A 23,586-nucleotide genomic window follows, 5' to 3' on the forward strand; every position below is an offset into this window, starting at 1 on the left:
AACAGATGATGCCAATTGAAATGATTTCCGCCACCGCGCTAAAAGCAATTTTAGCGGGCTCAGAAGAATATGCCTTTCTCGATGTTCGTGAACATGGGCAATATGGTGAAGGCCACCCGTTTTTCTGTGTGAATGCGCCCTATAGCGTGATCGAAACATGCGCGCCGGTGTTGGTGCCGCGCCGCGACGTCCTTTGCATTTTGATGGATGACGGCGATGGTGTGGCCGACCTGGTTCATGCGCGGATGGTGCAGATGGGCTATAGCAACCTGCGGGTGCTCGATGGCGGGGCGCCGGGATGGTCGGCGGCGGGATATACGATGTTCAAAGGCGTCAATGTCCCGTCCAAAAGCTTTGGCGAATTGGTCGAACACGCCAATGAGACCCCCTCCATATCCGCCGAAGAGCTGCGCCAGATGCAGGCGGCGGGCGCGCCTTTGGTTGTGCTCGATGGCCGCAGCCCAAAAGAGTTTCACAAAATGTCTTTGCCGGGGGCGCACTCCTGTCCCAATGCCGAACTGGCCTATCGTTTGCCGGAATTTGTCCCGGATGACAGCACGCCGGTTGTGATCAACTGTGCCGGGCGGACCCGTTCGATCATCGGCGCGCAGTCTTTGCGCAATATCGGCTTAAAAAACCCTGTGTTTGCCCTGCGCAATGGCACCCAAGGTTGGCGTTTGGCGGGGTTAGATCTGTGTCACGGCAAAGTGCCACAGCCACAGCCCGCCCTGAGCGCAGATGCCGAGGCGCTGGCCGCAGAGCGGGCCAAAACATTGATCCAGCGGTTCAACCTGACCACGGTGTCACCCTCTGATTTTGATGCCATGTGCCGGGATAGAACCCGCACCACCGCTCTCTTAGATGTGCGCACCGAAGAGGAGTATCTGAGCGCGCATTGGGCGGGCGCACGCCATGCGCCGGGTGGACAGTTGGTGCAGGCCACCGATGAGGTCTTTGGCACGCGCAAGGCCCGGATCGTGCTCAGCGATGATAACGGTCTGCGCGCGGCGGGCACTGCGGTCTGGCTGATGGGCATGGGGCATGAGGTCTATCTCTTGGATGCCGATGCGCGCTCAGGCTCTGAGGCCGGACCAGAACCCCGCCCGACTGTGTCGTTGTCCCAACAGATTGCCCTGACCGATGTGGCACAGGCGGTGTCACAAGGTGCGCGGCTCTATGATGCCTCCCGTGGGATGAGCTATCGCGAGGCCCATATTGAGGGGTCGACATGGGTGACGCGGGCGCGCCTGAGCGCAACAGACGCAGGCACCGCCCCGATCATCGTCATCGGGCAAAGCACCGATCTCGTGTTCGGCGTGATGCAGCGGTTGACCGAACTTGGTGCGACGGATGTCTCTGGCTGTGTGAGCACGCCGGAACAATGGCACGCGGCAGGGTACACAGTGGTGTCCACGCCCTACATCCCAGAAGAAGCGGCCTGCATCGACTTTTTGTTCTTTGTGCATGATCGCCACAACGACAATCTTGAATCCGCACGCCAGTATCTTGCGTGGGAGCTAAACCTGCTGGGCCAACTCGACGATCAAGAACGAGCTGCGCTTAATCCGTTGATGGCGACAGAACCGGAGGCCGTGTGATATGAAACGCGAAACAAAACTCTGCCACTACGGGCAAACCGCCCGCCCGACCCCGGCAAACCCGCCCGTTGTACGCGCCTCAACCATTTTGCACGATACGGTCGAAAGCTACCGCGCCACCAAAAAGGCACGGGACACCGACGACTCTGTGCTGTCCTATGGGCGACGTGGCACGACCACGGCCCATGTGTTGATGGAGGCGATCGCCGATCTTGAAGGCGGCGACGGAGCGTGGCTTTATCCGACCGGCGTGGCCGCGATTTCCGCCACTCTGATGGCGCTGTTGCGCCCCGGCGATCATCTTTTGTTGGTCGATACGATCTTTGGCGCGACGAAAACCCTCTGCGACGAGATCTTGTCAGAATTTGGCGTAAGCTATGATCTCTTTCCCTCCGGCACCAGGGATGTCACACCTTATATCCAAGACAACACCCGTCTCGTTTTCGTCGAATCCCCCGGATCGCAAACCTATGAAATCATGGACTTGCCCGCGCTGTGCGACACAGCCCATGCCGCCGGTCTCGTCGTTGTTGCGGACAACACCTATGGCTCCGGCTGGCTGTATCGCCCGCTGGAACTGGGGTGCGATGTGTCGATCATTGCTGGCACAAAATATCTAGGCGGACATGCCGATGTGATGATGGGCGCGGTCAGCGCGCGAGGCGATGCCGCCGCAAAACTGCGCAAAGCCAGCCACCTCACCGGGCAAATTCTCGCCCCTGATGACGCCTATGCCACGCTGCGCGGCATGCGTACGTTGCCTTTGCGACTGGACCGACATGACCACAATGCACGCGCGCTTGCGGGCTGGTTCTCCCACCGTCCTGAGGTGTTGCGTGTTTTGCATCCCAGCTTGCCTGATCATCCGGGGCACGACATCTGGGCACGCGATGCCTGCGGGTCCAATGGGTTGCTGAGCGTGGTCTTTGCGCCGGGGATCGACACCGACGCCCTGCTCAACACCTTGACTTTGTTTAGTATCGGCAGCAGTTGGGGCGGGTTTGAAAGCCTCGCCATGCCAATCGCGCCGGAGCGCAACCGCGCCTCTTTGGCCGGACTGCCCCACGAGGCTCAGATCGTCCGCTTTCATGCGGGGCTTGAGCATGTGGACGATTTGATCGCAGATTTGGACATGGCGCTCACCATGGCGCTCACCGCGACGACGGCAAAAGGGTAAACTCGGATGCAGCTCAGATCTTCTAAGGCCTCTGTGACCCTCTCAACGTTTTTCAAAGCGAATATAAAAGGCTTTCTGGTGTCAGCCCTTGTCGCTGTGGCCGCAAAATTCCTGTCCGAACATTACGGTGCCCCCGCCATGCTTTTGGCGCTTTTGCTTGGGATCGCGATGAATTTTCTCTCCGATGATCCGCGCACCCATGCCGGGATTCATTTCACCGCCCGCACTGTGCTGCGCCTTGGTGTGGCGCTTTTGGGTGTGCGCGTGAGTTGGGAAATGTTGCGCGATCTGGGACCGGGGGTGATCGCCTGTGTCATTCTGGGCGTGTTTCTCACCATCGGTTTTGGCATGCTTTTGGCGCAACTTCTCGGGCGCAACACGGATTTCGGTCTGTTGACCGGCGGGTCGGTTGCCATTTGCGGGGCCTCTGCCGCAATGGCGATTGCCGCCGTTTTGCCCGCACGTGACAACGATGACCGCGATCTGACCTTTACCGTTTTGGGCGTCACGGTGCTGAGCACTTTGGCGATGATCCTCTACCCGGTTTTGGTCGAGCTCTTTGGCTTTGATGCCGAGACCGCCGGGATTTTCCTTGGGGCCTCCATCCACGATGTCGCCCAAGTCGTCGGCGCCGGGTTTTCCGTCTCTGATGAGGCCGGGGAAGTGGCCGTTTTGGTCAAACTGATCCGCGTTTCCATGCTCGCGCCGGTGGTGCTTTTGCTGGCCCTGCGCGTGCGTCAGGCGTTGGCCTCAGGCGAGAAACATCGACCACAAGTTCTGCCGGGGTTTTTGATCGGATTTGCCGTACTGGCCTTGCTCAACTCCCTTGGCGTGATCCCAGACGTGCTGCGCTCGCTTTTGACCCAACTGTCCGGCTGGGCGCTTTTGGTTGCCATTGCGGCCGTCGGGATAAAAACCTCACCGCGTAGCATCATCGCCGTGGGAGGCACCGCCATCATGATGATCGTGGCCGAAACCGTTTTCCTCGCACTTTTCGTGCTGGGCGTGGTGATGTGCCTCTAACCTGGCCGCCCCTGATAAATCAGGCTCCCTGAGCCAGCCAATTCCGTGTGACTTCGCACACATGGCCCAAAACCGCCTCCGGCCCGTCCGCAGAGACCATAGGCACCTCAAGCGACAGTGGCAGATCGTCAGGCAAAGCCTCCACAAAAGCGCGTAGATCAATCTGGCCCTCGCCCGGCGCAAGCCGTGCTTCACGCGCAGTGAACAGCAACTCATCGGTTGTATAGTGCTCGGCCACAAGCGCATCACACAGATGCGCAAAGGGAAGACGCTCGGGCGAAATCGCCGCAAGCTGAGCAAGCGAGGAGCCTGAGCGGTCAAAGTGCAAACTGTCGACCAGGAGATGGACCTCAGGTCCGGCCGCCTCCACCACCCGCAACGCGGTGGCGAGATCGGGCACATTGGTCCAAGGGAAAAACTCATGAATGATCGCCACGCCGCGCGATGTACCCGCCTCCGCCAGCGCAGACAGCGTGTCGGACAATCGCGACAGATCAGGGTCATAAGGGGCAGTGATCAGGTGATGCGCCCCAAGGTCCGCCCCCACGTCAAACAACCACTCATAGTCCGCAACCCGCGTGTCGGGCGTCACCTTAAGAAACTCGATGTCCCCGACCGTGAGCCCAGTGGCCGCCATCGCAGCCTTGGTGGCACGCAGCATTGCGAGATCGTCATACAGCGGATAGCCGGGGGAGGTGTCCGTCACGCGCAACAACCGCAGTCCCACGCCATCAAACCCGGCTTTGGCGGCGGCTTCGATGAAATGCGGCGGGTCAAGGTCGATGGCGGTAAGATGGGCGGCATTTAAGGGACGGGGCATGATCAAATCTCCTGTGTGGCGGCATGACGCCCGGCCACAAAACCAAAGGTCATGGCAGGCCCAAGGTTGATCCCACCCGCCGGATAAAACCCTCCAAACACATTCGCATTGTCCGTGCCTGCCGCGTAAAGCCCCGTGATGACCTGCCCCTGCGCGTCCAACACGCGGGCTGATCCATCGGTGCTCAGGCCAGCAAAAGTGCCAAAGCTGCCCGGCACAACCTCCACCGCATAAAACGGACCCTGCTTGATCGGGGCGACATTCGGATTTGGGGTGTATTCGGGATCGCCCTGAAGGCGCATATAGGCGGTGCTGCCGCGCCCAAAGGCCAGATCTTCGCCACGCTGCGCGCCCTCATTCCACTGCGTCACCGTTGTTTCCAACCCGGACGGATCAATGCCACAGGCTTTGGCCAAGCTGGCAATCGTCTTGCCCGTTTTGAGGTAGCCGGATTTGACCCAATAGCCAAAGGGCACCGGCGCAGGCCGCACGACACCTAGCCCGAAACGACGCAAGAAACGATGATCACAGACCAGCCAAGAGCGCGCCGGGGCATCGGCCGCGACCGCATCCATCATGGATGTCACATAATCATGATAGCCAAGGCCCTCGTTGCAAAACCGGTTGCCATTGGCCAACACCCCGATCACACCGGGCTTTCCGCGATCAATGATATGCGGAAACGGGCCTTTGGACCCGTCCGGCCACACAACATGCGAAACCGGACAATAGGCGGTGGCGCTGGCCAGATTGAGATCCATCACGGCGCCGACAGCTTCGCCAAGCCGCAGCCCGTCGCCCGTTGCCGCGGGCACGGCGAGGGTCAGGTTTTCGTCATTGCGCTCAAAGGTTTCCGCGCGACGCGCCAGATCGTGACCGTAACCGCCACAGGCCAGAACGACACCACATTTGCTGATCAGTATTGGCCCATCCTTCAGGCGCACGCCTGTGATGCGCCCCCTTCAAAAACCAAATCAGAGACGGATTGAGACACGCGAAGATCGACCCCTGCATCCTTGGCCGATTTCATCAAGCGTCCAATCAAAGCCGCCCCATTGCGCAGATCCATGCCGCGTTTGTAAAGCGCGAGATCGCGAAAATGTCGCAACACCCGGCCAGTCACATAGGCAAAGGATTTGACGGAGCGCGTCATGGTCATAAAGGCCTTAAGATCAGGGCCGGATTGAATCGTCATGCCCTTGAACGAGGTCTCTTTAAGAGGCTTGCGCAGGATGTTCACGCTCGCGCCCAAAGCCCGCGCATCAAAGGGTTTGGCAATCACCGATCGCCCGCCCATGCCCGCACCCGGCTGATGGCCATAGGTGTCGGGGATAACCAAGCCGCCGTCAAATTGCAGGGCGGTGTTGTCTTCGAAAAAGGCGACCATTTTCGGCGCTGCATCAAGAAAGGCCTCGACCTTTTCCTCTTTGTAATAGTTGCCCGTGACGGCCTTAATATATTGACGCGGCGCGTCGATATCTTCGACGATGCCCGCGCGTTGTGCCACCGGATTACGGGGTGCAAAAATCCATCCGCCAGACCAGGCCGAGGTCCCGCCCATCACGGGCTCTTTCTCAAGCACGACAACGGAGCGCCCCATGTGCGCGGCGGTCACGGCGGCACTCAGCCCGCCCGCACCGGACCCGATCACGATCAAATCGAAGGTCTCTTGGGAAGGGATCGCGTGAGCAGTCATGATATTTTCCTCCAAACTGGAAAGACTTTTCATACTTGCATGAATTAACGTCAAGTATCATGTATATTTCAACATTAACATTGTGTTATTCATAGCCTAGCGTCAGCACCCGATGAGGACCCATCCATGCGTGATATCACCCTGAGACAAATCGAAGTCATTCGCGCCGTCATGTTGCGCGGCACGATTATGGGCGCGGCGGAGTACCTCGGCGTGTCGGCACCGGGCGTCAGCCGGTTGATCAAACACACCGAAGAAACGCTGAACCTGCGGCTGTTTGAACGCCGCTCCGGGCTTTTTGTCCCCTCCGTCGAGGCGCAGACCGTGTTCGACCAAATCCGCGCCGTATATAAAGGCGTTGAAAACCTGCAACTGTCTCTTGAGAGCCTGCAAAAAGGCGAAAACGTTCAACTCGCCTTTGCCTCTGCCCCTTCCGTCGCCCAGTTCATCGCCGCCCGTGCTCTGCGCCACGTGCGTTCCCGCTTCCCCGATCTGTATATCGATCTGAACATTCTCAAGATCGAAGAGACCGTCGACTACCTTTTGTTGGAACGCGGAGAGTTTGTAATCATGAGTTCCAAGGTCGACAACCCGGGCATCGAAACCGAAGAAATCGCCGCGACCACATTGGTCTGTGTGCTGCCTGAGGGGCATCCTTTGGCGGAGAAAGACGAAATCTCGGTGCACGATCTGGTCCATGAACCTCTTGTTGGGGTCGATCCCGATGACCCCTATGGTGCTTTGCTCATCAAACCGTTTCTGGATCACGGGATAGATATGCAGCACAGTATGCGTGGGCGCTTCGCCCAAACCGTTGTCAGTCTCGTGCGCCATGGTCTTGGCGTTGCGTTGATCGACCGCTTTTCTGTTGCCGAAGTGTACATGCCAGGAATCGTGCGCCGCCCTCTGAAGGAGGCCAGTTGCATACGCAGCTACGTGGTCAAAAAGCAGGGGCGCGTTTTATCCAGCTTTGCCGAATACGCGATAACACAGTTTCGCAAAGAACTGGTGCTCGCAGCGACTGAGCCGCTAAGCTCCTAAGATCACACCACTTTTGCGCACAAAACTGTGCGATGGCAAATATAAAAATAACAGTATGTTAATAATATCAAAGTTTCGGTATTTGACGTTATTCACAATTTGCATATCTGTTATGCATAGGGGAGCCAAGGACAGAGGCTCTGCAAAACATTGATGGGAGGACATCTATGAAACGTTTTTTGATCGGCGCAGTCTCTGCACTGAGCCTTATGTCTGCTGCGGCCGTGGCACAAGAATACCCAGCTAAGGAAATCCAAGGGATCATCCAATGGGGAGCCGGTGGTTCTACAGACACAGTGATGCGCGCTGTGACGCCGCATGCGGAAGACATCTTGGATGGCACGATCGTGTTGCAGAACATGACAGGTGGTGTTGGCGCAATCGCGTTGAACCATGTCGCAACCGAAGATGCCGATGGCTACAAAATCTTGATGGGTGCCGAAAACCCGCTGTTGTACAAAGTCATGGGCTTTGGCGACAAAGATTACTCCGACTTTACCCCGATCAACATTCTGGCCCGCGGCACGCCCATTCTTGTGGCTGGAACTGATGCGCCGTTTGACGATTACGCCGGCATGATCGCATATATCAAAGAGCATCCGGGTGAAGTGCGCCTTGGCTCCACAGGTCCGGGCGGTGTGCCCTCTGTTGTCACCGCGATGATCGAAACCGTCGAAGGTGATCTGGACGTGATTTCTGTGCCTTACGATGGTGACGGCCCGGCATTGACCGCCCTGCAAGGGGGCGCCATCGACGTGATGCCTGCGGTTTTGGGAGCTGCAATTGAAAGCGTGCGCGCCGGTAAAATCAAGGCCCTCGCCGTGGTCGATGTGCAAGAAAACGAATACCTTCCGGGCGTTGCTCCGGTGACGCAAACCAATGAAGGCTTTGCGACCTATCTGCCCTGGGGGCCGTTCTTTGGCGTTTTCGTCAAAAAAGGCACACCGGATGAGATTGTCAAAAAACTCGAAGGCGCTTTTGCCGTGGCCGCGACCAACCCGGACTTTACCGACCTGATGGAAACCCGTGGCTTTACCTTGATGAGCATTTCGGGCGACGAAGCCGAGGCCTTCCTGACCAAATGGCAGCAAGGCACCACGTGGTTGCTGCAAGATGCTGGCATGACCAAATCTTCACCGGAAGAGTTCGGCATCTCCCGTCCGGGCGAATAAGCACCAGACGTCCAAAACACGTTCGGCTTTGCCGAACACTGGCACCGCCCTTTCCGGTAAGGGGCGGTGTTTCAATTCACAGCAGACAAACTCTTGGAGGAGAGATGCAAGATCACGTTCATCATCATGACTCGACACGGGACGGTTCATCTGACGCCACCCCTGGTGGCATCGTCGACAAACGTCGTCCTGGCGAGCTTGTCTTTACCGCATGTCTCGTGATCTTCAGCGGTGTTCTGCTGTGGAACGCCTATGGAATCTCCGGCTTTGAGGCGCTGTCCGGCGCGGGCTCTGTCCCCATGGCCACAGCGGCCGTGATGCTGATCAGTGTGGTGATTGTCTTTTGGCGCACTGTAAAACTGTCGAAAACAGAAGACGAAACCGTGATGGAAGACATCACGCCCCCGCTCGTTATCATCCTTGCCCTGTTTCTCGTCGCCTATGGCATCCTCTTGAAACCGCTTGGATTTTTGCCAACATCTGCGCTCTTCCTCATCGCGTCGATCAAACTTCTCTCCAAACGTAGCTGGGGCTTCACCCTGCTCGTCTCGCTGGGCAGCCTGCTCGCGATCTATTTGGTGTTCCGCATCGTGTTCACCGTGCTGATGCCCGCAGGCATCGTTCCCGAGGCTGAAATGCTTCAGCTGTTGCGCAATCTTTTTAAAGGAGGTGCATGATGGACGCGTTCATGGCATTTCTGACGATTTTCACCCATCCTGAGCTGTTGTTGCTGGTTGGCGTGGGCACCTTCGCTGGCGTTTACGTCGGCGCGATCCCCGGCCTGTCTGTGACCATGGCCGTGTCGATCCTCATTTCCTTCACCTTCTCATGGGATGTTTTACCCGCGATTTCGCTGATGATCGGCATCTATATGGGCGGCGTGTACGGCGGCTCGCGCACGGCAATCCTATTGAATATCCCCGGCGCGCCCTCCGCCATCGCCACCGCGATGGACGGCTATCCCATGGCGCAGCGCGGCGAAGCCGGTGAAGCCATCGGAACCACCACTGTCATGTCATTTTTCGGTGGTTTGGTCGGGATCGTTGTGCTGGCCGTCCTGGCCCCGGTTGTCTCGGATTTCGCTCTTAAATTCCAACCGCGTGATTATATGCTCTTGGCCGTTCTCGGAATTTTGCTGGTCGGCTCTTTGTCCTCTGGGTCGTTAGTCAAAGGCATCTTTGCCGGCGCTCTTGGGATTGCCATTGGCGCGGTCGGCATGGACCCGTTGACCTTTACCGAACGTTTCACTTTTGACATCCCGTTGATGCGCGGTGGCATCAATTTTATCGCCGTGATGATCGGCATGTTTGGTGTCTCTGAGGCGCTGATGCAGTTGCATCACGTCGATACCCCCGCGATCCGCCAAAAAATCAACAGGATCGTTCCCTCCTTTGGCACGATCCGCAAACACTTGCCACTGTCACTTCAGACCTCGACCATCGGGGTTCTGATCGGCGCACTCCCCGGAACCGGCGGCGATATCGCGGCGCTGATGGCCTATGACCACGCCAAACGCGTCACCAAAAACCCGTCGCGTCCCTTTGGCGAAGGCGCGATTGAGGGTCTTGTGGCACCTGAAACCGCCAATAATGCCGCCGTGGGTGGCGCCTTTATCCCGATGATGACGCTCGGCATTCCGGGCGATGCGGTGACCGCGATCATGATCGGCGCACTGTTCATTCACGGGTTGAACCCCGGCCCGATGCTGATGGTCGAACAACCCGATATGTTCTGGTTCATCGTCGGCGCTTTGGTCATGGCCAACTTCTTTATGCTGCTGTTTGGCCTCACCGGCATCAAACTGTTCACCAAGATCGTCGAAATGCCGCGCGCGGTGTTGATCCCGTTGATCCTGCTCTTGTCCATCGTCGGGGCCTATGCCGTGAACAATTCGATCACCGATGTCTATTGGATGCTTGGCTTTGGTGTCTTCGGCTACTTCATGCGCCATTATGGCTATCCGCTTGGTCCCGTGATCCTCGGTGTGATCCTGTCGCGCCTTTTGGATGACAACTGGCGGCGCGCCATCATCTCTGAACGCGAAGATTTGGGTCGGTTTTTCCATGGCATCCTGACCAGCCCACTGTCGCTCGTGCTGTTTGTGGCCGTGATCCTGATCTTTGTATCGCAAACCCCGCTTTGGACCAAATTCCGCAAGAAAGAGACCGCTTCAAAATGAGTGCTCCCGACATCCTCCTCGGCCTGATTGGTGACAATATCGCCGCCTCCCGCTCCCCGCGTCTGCATGAGCTCTGCGGCGCACAAAACGGCAAACATGTCCGCTATGACCGGCTTGTTCCGCATGACATCGGTGCAAGTTGGGAGGTGATTTTCGCGGGGCTGGCGGCCAAGGGCTATCGCGGCACCAATGTGACCTATCCCTACAAGGAAAAGGTTGTGGCCAAAGTCGAGATCGACGATCCGCTGGTGCGGGCCATCGGCGCGGTCAATACCGCGATTTTCGAGGGCGGCCATGCCAAAGGCTTTAACACCGACTATTCCGGCTTTGTTGCCGCCTACACACGCCAGCGCGGCGAGAATCCAACAGGGATCACGCTGATGATCGGCACCGGCGGTGTTGGTCGCGCCGTGGCCTTTGGCCTCATTGCCCTTGGTGCGGCTGAAATCCGTCTGGTCGATATGGACCGCAGCAAAGCCGAGGCCCTTGCCGCCGATCTGCGCAACGCCGCGCCCGACACCACGGTCACGGTTTTTGACAGCGCAGTTGAGGCTGCCAAAGGGGCCGCCGGTTTGATCAATTGCACGCCCGTTGGTATGGTCGGCAAAGAGGGAACCCCCCTGCCCGCCACGGCGATGGAGGGGGCGAATGGGCCTTTGATGCGGTTTACACACCTGTCGAGACCGAATTTTTGACCGATGCCGCGGCCCGTGGCCTCGACATCATCTCGGGCTGGGAATTGTTCTTTTTCCAAGGCGTTCATGCCTGGGGGCTGTTCACCGACCTACCGCTTGACCAAGACCGCCTGCGCCAAGATCTTTTGTCCTAAGCCGTCCAAGGAGTCCTGCCATGAAAACCTCGATTGCGACCGTTTCTGTTTCCGGCGATTTGCGCGAAAAACTCGACGCCATTGCGGCGGCAGGCTTTGATGGGATCGAGATTTTCGAACAAGACTTCATCGCCTTTGACGGCAGCCCACGCGATGTGGGAAATATGATCCGCGATCACGGGTTGGAGATTTCGCTGTTCCAACCCTTTCGCGATTTCGAGGGCCTACCCGAACCGCTACGCGCCAAGGCCTTTGACCGGGCCGAACGCAAATTCGACCTCATGCAGGAGCTTGGCACCGACTTGGTGCTGGTCTGTTCATCGTGCCATCCGCAGGCTTTGGGCGGGATTGACCGCGCCGCAGCCGATTTTCACGCGCTGGGTGAACGGGCTGCCAAACGCGGTTTGCGTGTCGGCTATGAGGCGCTGTGTTGGGGCAAACATGTGAACGATCATCGCGACGCATGGGAAATCGTGCGCCGGGCTGATCATCCGAACATCGGTGTCATCCTCGACAGTTTTCACACCCTGGCCCGCAAAATTTCGCCCGACAGCATTCGGTCGATCCCCGGCAACAAAATCTTTTTCGTTCAGATGGCCGATGCGCCGATGATCGACATGGATCTGCTCTATTGGTCGCGCCATTTCCGCAATATGCCCGGCGAGGGTGATCTTGATGTGACGGGCTTCACCCGCGCCGTCATGGCAGCGGGTATACGGGGCCGATTTCTCTGGAGATTTTCAACGATCATTTCCGTGGCTCCAACACCAAACAAGTTGCCAATGATGGGTATCGCTCGCTCATCGCCCTGATGGATGATGTGCATCGCGCCGAACCCGGTCTCAAACTCGATCTGCCCAGCCTGCCCCAACGCGTGAAGCCCGAAGGCGTGTCCTTCATCGAATTCGCCTCCCGTGGCAAAGAGGCCGAAACCCTGGGCGAGCTGCTCAAAACGCTCGGGTTTGCCCACGCCGCCACCCATCGCAACAAAGCCGTCACACTGTGGCAACAGGGCGACATCCGCCTTGTCGTCAACGAGGAAACCGACGGCCATGCTGCCCATGCCTATAACGCGCGGGGCACGACCGTTTGCGATCTTGGCATCTTGGTCAACTCCGCACAGGACGTGATCACCCGCGCCACAGCCACGGGGGCACAGAGTTTTTCCCAAGACCTCGACATTGGCGAATTGGACATTCCGGCGATCCGGGGCCTTGGCGGCTCCGTGATGCATTTCATCGACAAAGAGACGGGTCTGGATCGGGTCTGGGAGGTGGAATTTAGGGCCGAAGAGGCGCCCGATTTGACCGGGGTCGGTCTGATGCATATCGACCATATCGCCCAGACGATGAGCTATGAGGATATGCTGAGTTGGACCCTGTTCTACACCGCCATTTTTGATGTCGAGAAAAGTCCGATGGTCGATGTCATCGACCCGGACGGGTTGGTGCGATCACAGGTGATCGAAACCCGCGATGGGGCATTTCGGATCACCCTCAACGGCGCGGACACGCATCGCACTTTGGCGGGGCGGTTTCTGGCCGATACCTTTGGCGCTTCGGTGCAACACATCGCGCTGGCAACGGCTGATATTTTTGACACCGCCGCGAGATTGGCAGAGCGCGGCTTTGCGCCCCTGCCGATTTCCCCCAACTATTACGACGATCTCGCCGCACGGTTCGATTTCCCGCCGGGCCTTCTTGAAAAAATGAAAGCCGCGCATGTGCTCTATGATCGCGATGAGACAGGCGAGTTCTTTCAGCTCTATTCCGGCAGTTTCGCCGGTGGGTTGTTCTTTGAAATCCTTCAACGTGGAAGCTACATGGGATTTGGCGCGCCGAACGCGCCGTTCCGTATTGCCGCCCAAAAACGGCGCCTGCGCCCCAAAGGTATGCCGTTGCGCTGACCGATCAGCTCGGCAGGTTGTTCAGCCCTGTCGCCGACACGCCGCCATCGGCCAAAAGGGTCTGGCCTGTGACATAGGCGGCACCGTCCCCGGCCAAAAAGGCGACGATGGCGGCGATGTCTTCAGGCCGCCCAACCCGGCCCAAAGGCACTCTTTGCGCGCGGGCTTGCTCCAACCCTTCCTTGGCATAGATTGCCGCCGTCAGAGGCGTGCGGATCATCCCCGGGGCCACCGCATTGACCCGAATGCCATCGGACGCCCATTCCATCGCCAGATTTTCCACCAGTGAAATTACCGCTGCCTTGGCGGGGCATAGGCCGCCTGCCCCAAATGCGCTTGCATCCCCGACATCGACGCGACGACGACAATCGTGCCCTTGGACGCCTTGAGCGCGGGATAAAACGCCTGTGCCAGAACGAAGGTTGAACGCACATTGAGGTTGAACATACGGTCCCATTCCTCAAGCGATTGCTCGGCCAAAGGCGCGGGTTTTCCGGCCCCGGCGTTTGAGACGAACACATCCAGCCCGCCCAAAAACCCAAGCGCCTTTGCCGCAATATCGCGCGCGACAGTGGCATCACCCAAATCTCCGGTCAAAAACAAAACCTCGGCCCCGTCATTTTCAAGATCGGCAATCAGTGCTGCGGGGGCGGGATTGCGCCCCGATGCCGTTGTCACAATCTTTGCAGGCGTGCCCGCAGCCTGCGCCTCCCGTGCCATTTGGCGCAATGTCGCGCCACCAATACCTTCGCTTCCACCTGTCAACATAATCCGCATGATCGTCCTCCCAGTCGCGCGTTTACGGCAGGATTTCAATTCCCCGACGGGACCGCAATGGACATTTCCCTAAGAGCCTTAAACCCTTCGTAAATATCCAAGATTTTTCACGCCCCGTGCATCGCGACCCCCGTCAAATCCCATCAACATGTCCCGGTCATATAGGAGAGGCATCGCAGATGAATTTCACAGGCAAGACGGTTGTGATCACCGGGGGCGCGGCCGGTATCGGTTGGGCCAGCGCCACACTTTTCGCCGCGCGGGGTGCCCGTGTCGCACTGCTTGATCTAAACGGCGATCTGGCCCAGCACCGCGCCGCAGAATTGGGACCGGATCATATTGGCCTTGGGGTCGATGTAACCAACGAGCAGGCGGTGATCTTGGCCTTGAGTCAGATCGGCCAGATCGACATTTTGGTCAACAACGCAGGTCTCGGCGACGTCAACACAGCCACGGTCGACCAAACCCTCGCCCATGTCCGGCGCTTGCTCGACATCCATCTTGCGGGCAGCTTTTTGATGAGCCGCGAAGTGGCACGGGGCATGATCGACAAAGGGTGCGGCGGGGCCATTGTCAACCTCGCCTCCATCGCAGCCCTCACTGGCTTACCCCGGCGCAATGCCTATGGCGCGGCCAAGGCGGGGCTTGTGGCGATGACAAAATCCATGGCCGCCGAATGGGGTCGTCAAAGTATTCGTGTCAACGCGGTGGCCCCAGGCTATGTCGCAACCGAGCTCGTGCGCGGATTGATCCGAGATGGGCTTTTGGCGGAAGACAAAATCCTCAAGCGCACCCCTTTGGGCCGGATGATCGACCCGTCTGAAATTGGCGAAGCGATTGCCTTTCTCGCCTCCGATGCCGCCTCTGCCATCACCGGCACCGTGCTTTCGGTCGATGCCGGTTGGATGGCCTATGGCGCCGCAGATGATCTTTAGCGCAGGGGGGAAACCGCAATCGGGCGCAGGATTTCGTGACGCGTCGCGCCTTGTGATGTGGCCATCGGATCGCCACCCCACAGCGTGACGGTATCGCCCGGTGTTTCACCGGAAATGACCCGCCAGCGGGCGACCAAGGGCTGATCGCTTTGCACCTCATTGCCAAAAGTCAGACTTTGAAGACCCGGCGCAAACAGCGGGCCGATCGCGTCATTCGGGTGCTGGGTTTTGCGTCCCGCCTCTGCCGCGTCCAAGGCTGCGCTGCCTTGCAATCGCGTCATCATCATATTGCGCTGCGTGACGATGAGCGGAAAGCCATATGGCACGAACCCCTCGGTCCAGTCACGATTCGCCGCAAACCCGACCCGCGCTGCGGCGCGTTCTTCAAGACTCTCGTAAATCCACAAATGGTAAAGCCGGTTGAGCGCGCCAGTGTCGGTCAGCCAATATCCCGCCATCGGCAAATGTGAGGTCAGCGCCTTCACCCCGCTACGCATCAGCAACGCCAAATACTCTGGCCCGGTGCCGGGTTTGAGGTCATAGACCCGCAGCTCGTAAATCATATCACCCTCCATATTGCGCCTGGACAATTCCACAGGAAACGACAGCGCAAAATGCAAAGAGCGCGGTTTGCCTTGGACGATTCATGCCTTTTTCCGCTCTGATTGATAGGTCTCACGATAAGCGCCGGGCGGCACCCCAACACGTTGCGAAAAGAAACGCGAAAAATAGGCCGGATCTTCGAAGCCAAGATCATATCCCACCTCAGCCACGGTCATCGTCATGTAGATCAAACACCGCTTGGCCTCGATCACCACCCGCTCATGCAAAAGCTGTGAGGCGGTTTTGCCCACCCGCGCTTTGCAGGCCAGATTGAGCCGTTGGATGGAAACACCCAGTTGAGAGGCATAAAATTCAAGCCCTTTCTCGGATTTGAAATGGGTCTCTAAGATTTCGCGATATCTGCACAGGAGATCATAATCACGGTCCACGCGCTGGGTTTCCTCGGCCCCGACCTCAAGCCGCAACCGCATCAGCGCCACGAGGATACGCTCGAACTGGGCCTTGATCGCCAAGCGCCGCCCCGGCGCAGTCCACGTATATTCGCGGCGCATCCAGTCGAAACTCTCGCGCAAGGTGCCACAATTTGGGTCACCCTCCGCCAAAGCATAGGCTGCGGGATGTTCCAAAGCATCGGCAAAGCGGGCATCGCCTTGGGTCGTTGCCTTGGCGTAGCTGCACGCGGCGGTGATCACAAAGCCATCCGTGCCCGGCAAAAACCGGATTTCATGCACCATCGCCACCGGGACGACCACCATTGCGGGCACCGGGATTGCATAGGTTTGGGATTCGATTTGAATCTCCCCGCCTCCCCGCTCCACGAACAAAAGTTGGACGTGATCCGGGTGGGCATGGGCGCGAATTGTCCAATCATTGGCCCCGGACCGATCGCGGATCGGTTCAACGTGAATGAAGTCAAGTTCCACCTCCGCAAGGGTATCCCCGTAAAGATAGTAGCGCGGAATCGGTTGATCTGCTGAGATCAGCATGGTTGTATCTCCTCTTTGCTCCAGTTCCTCCTCCGGAAGCACTTGTGAATAGTGCAATGAATATCGGCGTCCGTCCATTCGCGCGACACAGGCATTTGCCATATCTCAACCATGGGAGGCGGCTGATCCGCGCCGCACAATAGGAGGAGATACTATGCAAACGCGTCTCAGGGATGGCACAGAATGCGATGTCCTTGTCATCGGGTCGGGGGCGGGTGGGATGGCCACCGCAATCACCGCCGCCAAACAAGGACTTGATGTCATCATCATCGAAAAAGCCCCCGTCTTTGGTGGGACAACCGCCTTTTCCGGGGGCGTTGTGTGGATACCCGGCAACCCCAATTGCCCGCCGGGCGACATCGCCCGAGCGCGCGAGTATATGAAACACGAGACCGGAAATTTTTATGATGAGAGCGCGGTGAATGCCTATCTCGAGACCGGTGCCGAAATGCTTGCATTTTTTGAACGCGAAACCGAGGTCAAATTCAGCCCCTCGCTCTATCCCGACTATCACCCGGAAGCACCCGGCGGGGTCGACGTAGGTCGCTCCATCACGGCAACGCCCTATGACACCAGCGCGTTGGGGGAAAACCTCAAACGCCTGCGCCCGCCGCTGTCGACCATCACCTTCATGGGCATGATGTTCAATTCCTCGAATGCCGACATCAAACATTTCTTTAACGCGACCAAAAGCATCACCTCTTTCGCCTATGTCGCCAAACGCCTTGCCGCCCATGCCGCCGAAGTGGTCCGCTATGGTCGCGGCACGCATGTGACCTCGGGCAATGCTTTGGCGGCGCGGCTGGCAAAAAGCTGTTTTGATCTGAACATTCCAATCTACACCGACAGCCCCGCGCGGGAACTTTTGACCGAGAAAGGTGCCGTTGTTGGCGCAAAGATCAAAGGCCAGATCGGTGATGTGATTGTGCGAGCACGCAAAGGCGTGGTCTTGGCCGCAGGTGGCTTTGCCCATGACATTGCGAAAATCCGTGTGGCCTATCCACATCTCAAACGCGGCGGCGAACATCTCTCGCCCGTACCCGAAGACAACACAGGCGACGGCATTGATCTTGGCCGCACTGTCGGGGGCCAGTTTGAGGTGCGGTTCCCGGAAACCTCCGCCTGGATGCCGGTCTCGAAAGTGCCAACAAAAACTGGGTTCAAACCCTTTCCACATCTGATTGATCGTTACAAACCGGGCATCATCGGCGTGTTGAAATCCGGCAAACGCTTTACCAATGAAAGTGCCAGCTATCACGATGTCGGTGCCGCGATGATCAAAGCCTGCGAAGGTGAAACAGAGACCGCGTGTTGGCTGATTGCAGACCGTCCGACGATCCGCAAATACGGTCTTGGCTTTGCCAAACCTGCCCCGGTGCCACTCACGCCCTATCTGAAGAATGGCTATCTTGTCTCGGGCAAGACGCTTGAGGACTTGGCTCGAAACGCAGGGATAGACGCCAAGGGGCTTGTGGCAACGGTGGCCGCCTATAACAAAGATGCTGTGCGCGGCGAGGACCCCGAATTTGGCCGCGGAGCGACCAGTTTCAACCGCTATCTTGCCGACCCCGACGTACGCCCAAACCCCTGTGTCGCGCCCATCACCGAGGGGCCATTTTATGCGCTCAAACTCGTCATGGGCGATTTGGGCACGTTTGACGGGCTGGCCACCACGGTCGAAGGCCAAGTGCTCGACACCCAAGGCACACCGATTGACGGGCTTTATGCGGTGGGCAATGACCGTGCCTCGATCATGGGCGGTAACTACCCCGGTGCGGGGATCACGCTCGCCCGGCGCTGACCTTTGGTTACATCACGGGCCGTCATCTGGCGGGAGTGGCCTGAATGAGCTGGATTGATTTTACAGGAAAAATCGTTGTCGTCACTGGCGGCTCGGGCGGGATTGGCCGGGCCATGTTGGACGCGTTCAAAGCCTTGGGGCCACGGTGGTGGCCCTCGATTACCGCACAGAGGATGCCGAAGCGGCAGCCCATGCGGTTGGCGGATATGGCTTTGGCTGTGACGTGTCCGATCTGCGCTCTGTTGAGGCAGCGGCAGATCACATCGCCAAACTCGGTGGTGCGGATGTGTTGGTGAACAACGCCGGTATCCTGCGGCCCGGCCCGCTTGAGGATCTGGCGATTGAGGATTGGCAAGCCATGCTCAAGGTCAACTTGGACGGGTGTTTCATCACGGCTCAGAGTTTTGGCAAACAGATGATCGCCAAGGGCGTGGGCGCCTTGGTTCATGTCGCTTCGATTTCTGCCAGTCAGCCCCAGCCCTTTTCGGGCGCCTATTCGCCCGGTAAGGCCGGTTGTAGCGATGCTGTCGCGGGCGCTGGCCTATGAATGGGGCCCAAAAGGCGTGCGCTCGAACGTGGTCTCTCCCGGTCTGGTTCTGACCCCGATGTCCGAGCCGTTCTATGCCAATCTTGAGGTCAAAGCCGCACGCGAGCGCCGTGTGCCGACAGGCCGCATTGGCACTGCACAAGACATGGCCAATGCGGCCGTCTTCCTCGCATCGGCGCGGGCATCCTATATCAATGGCCAGGAGATTGTGGTGGACGGGGGTTGAGCCAAACCTTGATGGGAGTGTCCCCCGCCCAGGATATACGCAATAGCGTCAAAAGTGGGGGTGGCGATTACGCCACCTCCTCCATGTGACCACCGAGGAAAAGCTGGCCCACTCTGGGATCGTTGAGCAAAACATCGGCCCGCTCATGCATCCGCATTTGCCCCAGTTCCAACACGATCCCATCATCCGACATCGCAAGTGCGGCTTTGGCGTTTTGTTCGACCATCAGGATCGTCACGCCTTCGTCGCGCAGGGTTTTGAGGGTTTCAAACACCTCCTGCACCAGATTGGGCGACAGACCGATCGACGGCTCATCAATCAACACAAGTTTCGGTCTAGAAGCAGAGAGCGCGCGATTTCGAGCTGCTTTTGCTGTCCGCCGACAATTCAATCGCCTTACGGTCTTTGAATTTGCGCAGCATCGGGAATTGATCCATGACCAGTTCCATCCGGCGTTTCACGCTCGGTTGATCGGAGGAGGTGATCCCGCCCATTTCCAGATTATGCCACACAGAAAGCTGCGGGATGACATTGCGGCCTTGGGGAACATAGGTGACCCCATGACCGATCATCTGTTTCGGAGTCGAGCGTGTCACATCCTCACCATCAAACATGATAGAGCCCGATTGAATATCCAGCATCCCGAAAATGGCTTTGAACACCGTCGACTTTCCCGCACCGTTCGGACCAATCACCGTGGTGATCGTGCCACGCGGGATAGAAAACGTGGTGCCATTGAGAATGGTGATTTTGCCATAGCCCCCGTAGAGGTTTTTCAGTTCCAACATTGCCGACATGTCAGCCTCCCAGATATGCGTCGATGACGTTTTGGTTTGAGCGAATGTCTTCGGGCGCGCCTTCAGCAATGATTTCGCCTTCGGCCAACACGATGATCCGCGTGCACAGCGACATCACGAATTCCATGTTGTGCTCGATGACCACAAAGGTGGTGCCATGTTCGTGGTTGTATGTGATCAAACGCTCTTTGAGATATTGCAGCATGGTCAGATTGACCCCGCCCGCGGGCTCATCAAGCAACACCAGCCCCGCCCCGCCATAAACGCCATGGCCGCGTCCAGTAGCTTTTGTTGGCCATAGGACAAAGACCCCGCCATCTCATCGCGCAAATGCCCGAGGCGAAAAAATGCGATCATATCCTCAGCAGCCCCCGTCAGCCCCGCGTCCGATTTGCCAAACAGCCGCGTCAGCATCGTGCCGTGGTGTTCCTGCCCCGCCATGATGATGTTCTCGATCACCGACATTTGCGGAAACACCGAAAGCTGTTGGAACGTGCGGCCAACGCCAAGCCGGTTGAGATCATGCGCCTGTGCACCTGCGACAGATTTACCATTGATCTGCACCGTACCTGAACTGGGCGCCAGTTGTCCGAGAATACAATTGAACAGCGTCGATTTGCCGGAGCCATTCGGGCCAATAAGACCCAGAATTTCGCCCTTTTGCACCTCGAATGAGACACCATTGACGGCTTTGATCGGTCCGAAATGTTTGGTCATGTCTTTGACCGATAGAACGGTTTCCGTTTGCATCACAACTGTGCTCCCTGTTTGAGATCGCCGCGTTCTTTACGAGGTTTCATCGCGATCAGGAGTTTACGCCCAAGGCCCAAAAGCCCCTGCGGTGAGAAGATCATGACCACGAGCACCAAAAGCGCGTATGATGAGGTAATAGCCATCGGTAAAGCGCAGCATTTCCGGCAGCAGCACGACAAGAGCCGCGCCGAGGATAGGACCAAAGAAGTAGCCAGAGCCGCCGACAATCACCATGAGCAAGATTTTGAGCGACAGGATCAACGTGAACGAGCCGGGTTCGATGAACTGCACCAAGGGCGCTTGCAGCGCGCCAGCCAGACCGGCCATAGAGGAGCCAATCGCAAAGGCCAAAAGCGTCATACGGGTGGTGTTGAGACCCAAGGAATTGGCCCGGATCGGATTTTCGCGCAGCGCTTTGAACGCGCGGCCCCAAGGCGAATGCAACATCCATGCCATCGCCCCCGCCGTCACCAAGAAACACACAACCGTGAAGTAATAGAACGGCAGTTGCTTCATCGTATCGAACGGACCAAACACCGGACGCGGGATGCCAACGAGGCCAAGCGAGCCACCCGTAAGCCAATCCTCATTGCGCAAGACAAGAAAGACGAGCGCATTGAATGCAAGTGTCACGAAGGCAAGAAAATGGTGTTGTACCCGAAGCGCCGGATAGCCCAAAACCAGACCGATCAAGAACGTGGCCGAGATCGAGCAAAACACCGCAACGAGCCAATGCACGCCTGCCATGGTCAAAAGGGCGGTGACATAGGCCCCGATCCCCATGAACGCGGCCTGCGCCAAACTGATTTGGCCCGCGTAGCCAAGTGTCAGGTTCAGCCCCATAGCGGAGATCGAAAAGATCAACCAAGAGCACAGGATGTAGATGATGTAGTTGCCCTGCCCCATCGGTGCGAGCAGGAGAGCCACACCAAAAGCAATAAGGAAAAGAATGCGAAAAGCGGTCATACGGTCCTCCCTTCGGACGTGCCCATGATGCCTTGTGGGCGCACCATGATGATGACGATGAGTAGGATAAGCGGGATCGCCGAGCGATATTCGGCGGAGATATAAACGGCGGCGAGATTGTCGAGCACGCCGATCAAAAGCCCGCCGACAAGCGCGCCCCTGATTTGGTTAAACCCGCAACGATGGCCGCGATAAAGGCAATCATGCCAAGCGTTTCGCCGTTGGAAAATTTGGCCAGATAGACTGGTGAAATCAGGATGGACGCGATGGCCGCCAAGGCGCCGTTGATCAAAAACGTGTACATCACCATTCGTTTGACATCGACGCCAAGGATTTCGGCCACGCGCGGATCTTGCGCGGTGGCTTGCATGGCGCGGCCCGTGCGGGTGCGTTGCAAGAACAATTGCAGGGAGATGATCGCCGCAAAGGCCACGGCAAGGTTACAGAGATCCTGAACCGACACCGACGCACCGAAGACATTCATCACATGCTGCGGAAACAGCGGCGGAAAGGGCTGACCTTGGGCGGAATAGAATTCCTTGACGCTTTCTTTCATCAAAAGCCCCAAGGCGATGGTGGCGATCACCAAAGGCATTGAACCATGCGGCAGCATCGGCTCAACCACCAGCTTTTTGAACATCGCGCCAAGGATCACAATTGACATCACAAAGGCAGTCAGGATGGCCGCCCAAAGCGGCAATCCAAACAAGGTCATCCCCGCCAACACGAAGAAGGCAGGCAACATGACGAATTCGCCCTGCGCGAAGTTGATGGTTTGCGAGGCCTGCCACAACAGGGTGAACCCCACGGCGGCCAAGGCATAGATCGCACCAGACGACAGGCCCGATATGAGAATTTGCAGAAGTTCGGCCATCGCCATTCCTTCCCAATTGAGTGTTAAAAGACCCTCTGCTCCGATGGAACAGAGGTCGCGGAGCGGCCCCGCATGCGTTGCGAAACTCAGTTTGCGGGGAGAACTTCGGAGACCGTTTCGCGGCCATCCTGAACTTCCACCATGTAGCTTTTGCGCGACACCTCACCGGCATCATCCCAGCACATGTCGATCAAAATGCCGGGGTAGGTCTTGGCATCAAGACAGCCCGTGCATGACATCGGCAAGTTTTTGACTGTTCACTTCGCCGACCATTTCCGTGCCGTATTTGATTGTATACGCGCCGATGTAACCCTTCATCCCGTTGTAATCGGGGCTATAGCCAAACCGTTCAGAGAACTTTGTGGCAAATTCGTGCACCAAAGGATCATCGGCGGCGATGGTGAGTGCGGCGTGGCTTTTGGCGCCGTTGGCCGCCGGACCCGCAAGATCAATGACCTTCTCAGAGGTCAAAACACTGTCGCCAATGCGCGGGATGTCGAGGCCCTGTTTGACCGCTTCCATCAAAAACCGCGCCGCTTCCTCTTGCGTGAGGTAAATAAAAACCGCCTCAGCGCCGGAGTTTTTGATTTTCAAAACATCGGCGGAAAAATCCGCTTGACCTTGTTCTGAGGGCACATCCGCCACAACGTCCAAACCGACCGCCTTAACGTTTTCAACGAAACTGTCATGGCCACCTTTGCCAAATTCCGTATTGGCCCAAGCAACGGCCACTGTGCTCACCCCCAGCTGATCCTTGAGATAGGCCGCAATTTTGGGCATCCCCTTTTGCGCACCCCAATTGGTTCGAAAAATATAAGGGTTGCCCTTTTGCGTGATCGACGGGGCCTCGGAGGCGGTGAATTGTGGGATGCCGTTTTGTTGCGCGACCAACATGTTCACCACGGTCGACGAGGAATAC

At 57.7% G+C, this 23,586-nt stretch carries 17 protein-coding genes and 8 pseudogenes; 14 read left to right on the forward strand and 11 right to left on the reverse strand.

Translation table 11 applies throughout. The features are described 5' to 3' along the window. Window positions 1-5: 5 nt before the first annotated feature. Genes DA792_RS01865 through DA792_RS01875 form a run of 3 tightly spaced genes read left to right on the forward strand, consistent with a single transcriptional unit; the run spans window position 6 to window position 3,798 of the window. A complete protein-coding gene (locus tag DA792_RS01865; protein ID WP_107717911.1) occupies window positions 6-1,598 on the forward strand; it encodes a rhodanese-like domain-containing protein in 1,593 nt (530 codons plus the stop codon). A gap of 1 nt (window position 1,599) precedes the next feature. Next, window positions 1,600-2,775: a cystathionine beta-lyase gene (metC, locus tag DA792_RS01870; RefSeq protein ID WP_107717913.1), complete on the forward strand. Its 1,176-nt coding sequence runs from the start codon at window positions 1,600-1,602 to the stop codon at window positions 2,773-2,775. Window positions 2,776-2,781: 6 nt separating this feature from the next. Further along, window positions 2,782-3,798 (forward strand): YeiH family protein, encoded by a 1,017-nt coding sequence (locus tag DA792_RS01875; RefSeq protein ID WP_107717915.1) that lies wholly within the window; start codon window positions 2,782-2,784, stop codon window positions 3,796-3,798. Between the two features lie 19 nt (window positions 3,799-3,817). Here the strand turns inward: DA792_RS01875 and DA792_RS01880 are convergent, their stop codons facing one another. Next, the gene (locus DA792_RS01880; protein ID WP_107717917.1) at window positions 3,818-4,618 is read right to left on the reverse strand and encodes a sugar phosphate isomerase/epimerase family protein; all 801 of its coding nucleotides are present in this window, start codon (window positions 4,616-4,618) and stop codon (window positions 3,818-3,820) included. 2 nt (window positions 4,619-4,620) lie between these two features. Then, window positions 4,621-6,314: pseudogene (locus tag DA792_RS01885) on the reverse strand (FAD-dependent oxidoreductase). 126 nt (window positions 6,315-6,440) lie between these two features. Here DA792_RS01885 and DA792_RS01890 point away from each other — a divergent pair. From DA792_RS01890 to DA792_RS01915, 7 genes and pseudogenes are all read left to right on the forward strand, one after another. Continuing rightward, window positions 6,441-7,355: a LysR family transcriptional regulator gene (locus DA792_RS01890; protein ID WP_107717919.1), complete on the forward strand. Its 915-nt coding sequence runs from the start codon at window positions 6,441-6,443 to the stop codon at window positions 7,353-7,355. A gap of 167 nt (window positions 7,356-7,522) precedes the next feature. Continuing rightward, complete coding sequence (locus DA792_RS01895) at window positions 7,523-8,527, forward strand: Bug family tripartite tricarboxylate transporter substrate binding protein (protein ID WP_107717921.1); 1,005 nt, start codon at window positions 7,523-7,525, stop codon at window positions 8,525-8,527. 104 nt (window positions 8,528-8,631) lie between these two features. Further along, a complete protein-coding gene (locus DA792_RS01900; protein ID WP_107717284.1) occupies window positions 8,632-9,204 on the forward strand; it encodes a tripartite tricarboxylate transporter TctB family protein in 573 nt (190 codons plus the stop codon). Then, the gene (locus tag DA792_RS01905; RefSeq protein WP_107717286.1) at window positions 9,204-10,706 is read left to right on the forward strand and encodes a tripartite tricarboxylate transporter permease; all 1,503 of its coding nucleotides are present in this window, start codon (window positions 9,204-9,206) and stop codon (window positions 10,704-10,706) included. Before DA792_RS01900 ends, DA792_RS01905 begins: the two co-directional genes overlap by 1 nt. Then, the gene (locus DA792_RS01910; RefSeq protein ID WP_368074456.1) at window positions 10,703-11,401 is read left to right on the forward strand and encodes a shikimate dehydrogenase; all 699 of its coding nucleotides are present in this window, start codon (window positions 10,703-10,705) and stop codon (window positions 11,399-11,401) included. Before DA792_RS01905 ends, DA792_RS01910 begins: the two co-directional genes overlap by 4 nt. Continuing rightward, window positions 11,398-11,535, forward strand: a complete 138-nt coding sequence (locus DA792_RS23130) for a hypothetical protein (RefSeq protein ID WP_368074457.1) — start codon at window positions 11,398-11,400, stop codon at window positions 11,533-11,535. Before DA792_RS01910 ends, DA792_RS23130 begins: the two co-directional genes overlap by 4 nt. Window positions 11,536-11,555: 20 nt before the next feature. Then, window positions 11,556-13,441, forward strand: a pseudogene (locus DA792_RS01915) (bifunctional sugar phosphate isomerase/epimerase/4-hydroxyphenylpyruvate dioxygenase family protein). Window positions 13,442-13,445: 4 nt separating this feature from the next. Here the strand turns inward: DA792_RS01915 and DA792_RS23135 are convergent. Beyond that, a pseudogene (locus DA792_RS23135) lies at window positions 13,446-14,218 on the reverse strand (SDR family NAD(P)-dependent oxidoreductase). A gap of 179 nt (window positions 14,219-14,397) precedes the next feature. On the opposite strand from DA792_RS23135, the gene DA792_RS01930 reads away from it, so the two are divergent. Further along, the gene (locus DA792_RS01930; RefSeq protein WP_107717295.1) at window positions 14,398-15,153 is read left to right on the forward strand and encodes an SDR family NAD(P)-dependent oxidoreductase; all 756 of its coding nucleotides are present in this window, start codon (window positions 14,398-14,400) and stop codon (window positions 15,151-15,153) included. Here DA792_RS01930 and DA792_RS01935 read toward each other — a convergent pair. Beyond that, on the reverse strand, window positions 15,150-15,716 hold the full coding sequence (locus DA792_RS01935; RefSeq protein WP_159075095.1) for an NIPSNAP family protein: 567 nt from the start codon (window positions 15,714-15,716) through the stop codon (window positions 15,150-15,152). The genes DA792_RS01930 and DA792_RS01935 overlap by 4 nt on opposite strands. A gap of 81 nt (window positions 15,717-15,797) precedes the next feature. Continuing rightward, window positions 15,798-16,703, reverse strand: a complete 906-nt coding sequence (locus DA792_RS01940) for a helix-turn-helix domain-containing protein (RefSeq protein ID WP_107717299.1) — start codon at window positions 16,701-16,703, stop codon at window positions 15,798-15,800. Window positions 16,704-16,857: 154 nt separating this feature from the next. Here DA792_RS01940 and DA792_RS01945 point away from each other — a divergent pair. From DA792_RS01945 to DA792_RS23145, 3 genes and pseudogenes are all read left to right on the forward strand, one after another. After that, a pseudogene (locus DA792_RS01945) lies at window positions 16,858-18,548 on the forward strand (FAD-dependent oxidoreductase). Window positions 18,549-18,652: 104 nt separating this feature from the next. Next, the gene (locus DA792_RS23140) at window positions 18,653-19,051 is read left to right on the forward strand and encodes an SDR family NAD(P)-dependent oxidoreductase (protein WP_368074458.1); all 399 of its coding nucleotides are present in this window, start codon (window positions 18,653-18,655) and stop codon (window positions 19,049-19,051) included. Then, window positions 19,026-19,277, forward strand: coding sequence for an SDR family oxidoreductase (locus DA792_RS23145; RefSeq protein ID WP_368074459.1), 252 nt, complete (start codon window positions 19,026-19,028; stop codon window positions 19,275-19,277). Before DA792_RS23140 ends, DA792_RS23145 begins: the two co-directional genes overlap by 26 nt. Window positions 19,278-19,344: 67 nt before the next feature. On the opposite strand, the pseudogene DA792_RS01955 reads toward DA792_RS23145, so the two are convergent. From DA792_RS01955 to DA792_RS01975, 6 genes and pseudogenes are all read right to left on the reverse strand, one after another. Continuing rightward, window positions 19,345-20,065, reverse strand: a pseudogene (locus tag DA792_RS01955) (ABC transporter ATP-binding protein). 10 nt (window positions 20,066-20,075) lie between these two features. Then, window positions 20,076-20,824 (reverse strand): annotated as a pseudogene (locus DA792_RS01960) (ABC transporter ATP-binding protein). Continuing rightward, a pseudogene (locus DA792_RS01965) lies at window positions 20,824-21,793 on the reverse strand (branched-chain amino acid ABC transporter permease). Before DA792_RS01965 ends, DA792_RS01960 begins: the two co-directional pseudogenes overlap by 1 nt. After that, a pseudogene (locus tag DA792_RS01970) lies at window positions 21,790-22,667 on the reverse strand (branched-chain amino acid ABC transporter permease). Before DA792_RS01970 ends, DA792_RS01965 begins: the two co-directional pseudogenes overlap by 4 nt. An 86-nt stretch (window positions 22,668-22,753) precedes the next feature. Next, window positions 22,754-22,906, reverse strand: a complete 153-nt coding sequence (locus DA792_RS22615; RefSeq protein ID WP_254679193.1) for a hypothetical protein — start codon at window positions 22,904-22,906, stop codon at window positions 22,754-22,756. Next, window positions 22,884-23,586, reverse strand: a 703-nt coding sequence (locus DA792_RS01975; protein ID WP_254679194.1) for an ABC transporter substrate-binding protein, incomplete at its 5' end; no start/stop codon positions are given. The genes DA792_RS01975 and DA792_RS22615, both read right to left, overlap by 23 nt.

The organism is Celeribacter baekdonensis (assembly GCF_003047105.1).
In the GTDB taxonomy this organism is placed as follows: Bacteria; Pseudomonadota; Alphaproteobacteria; order Rhodobacterales; family Rhodobacteraceae; genus Celeribacter; species Celeribacter baekdonensis_B.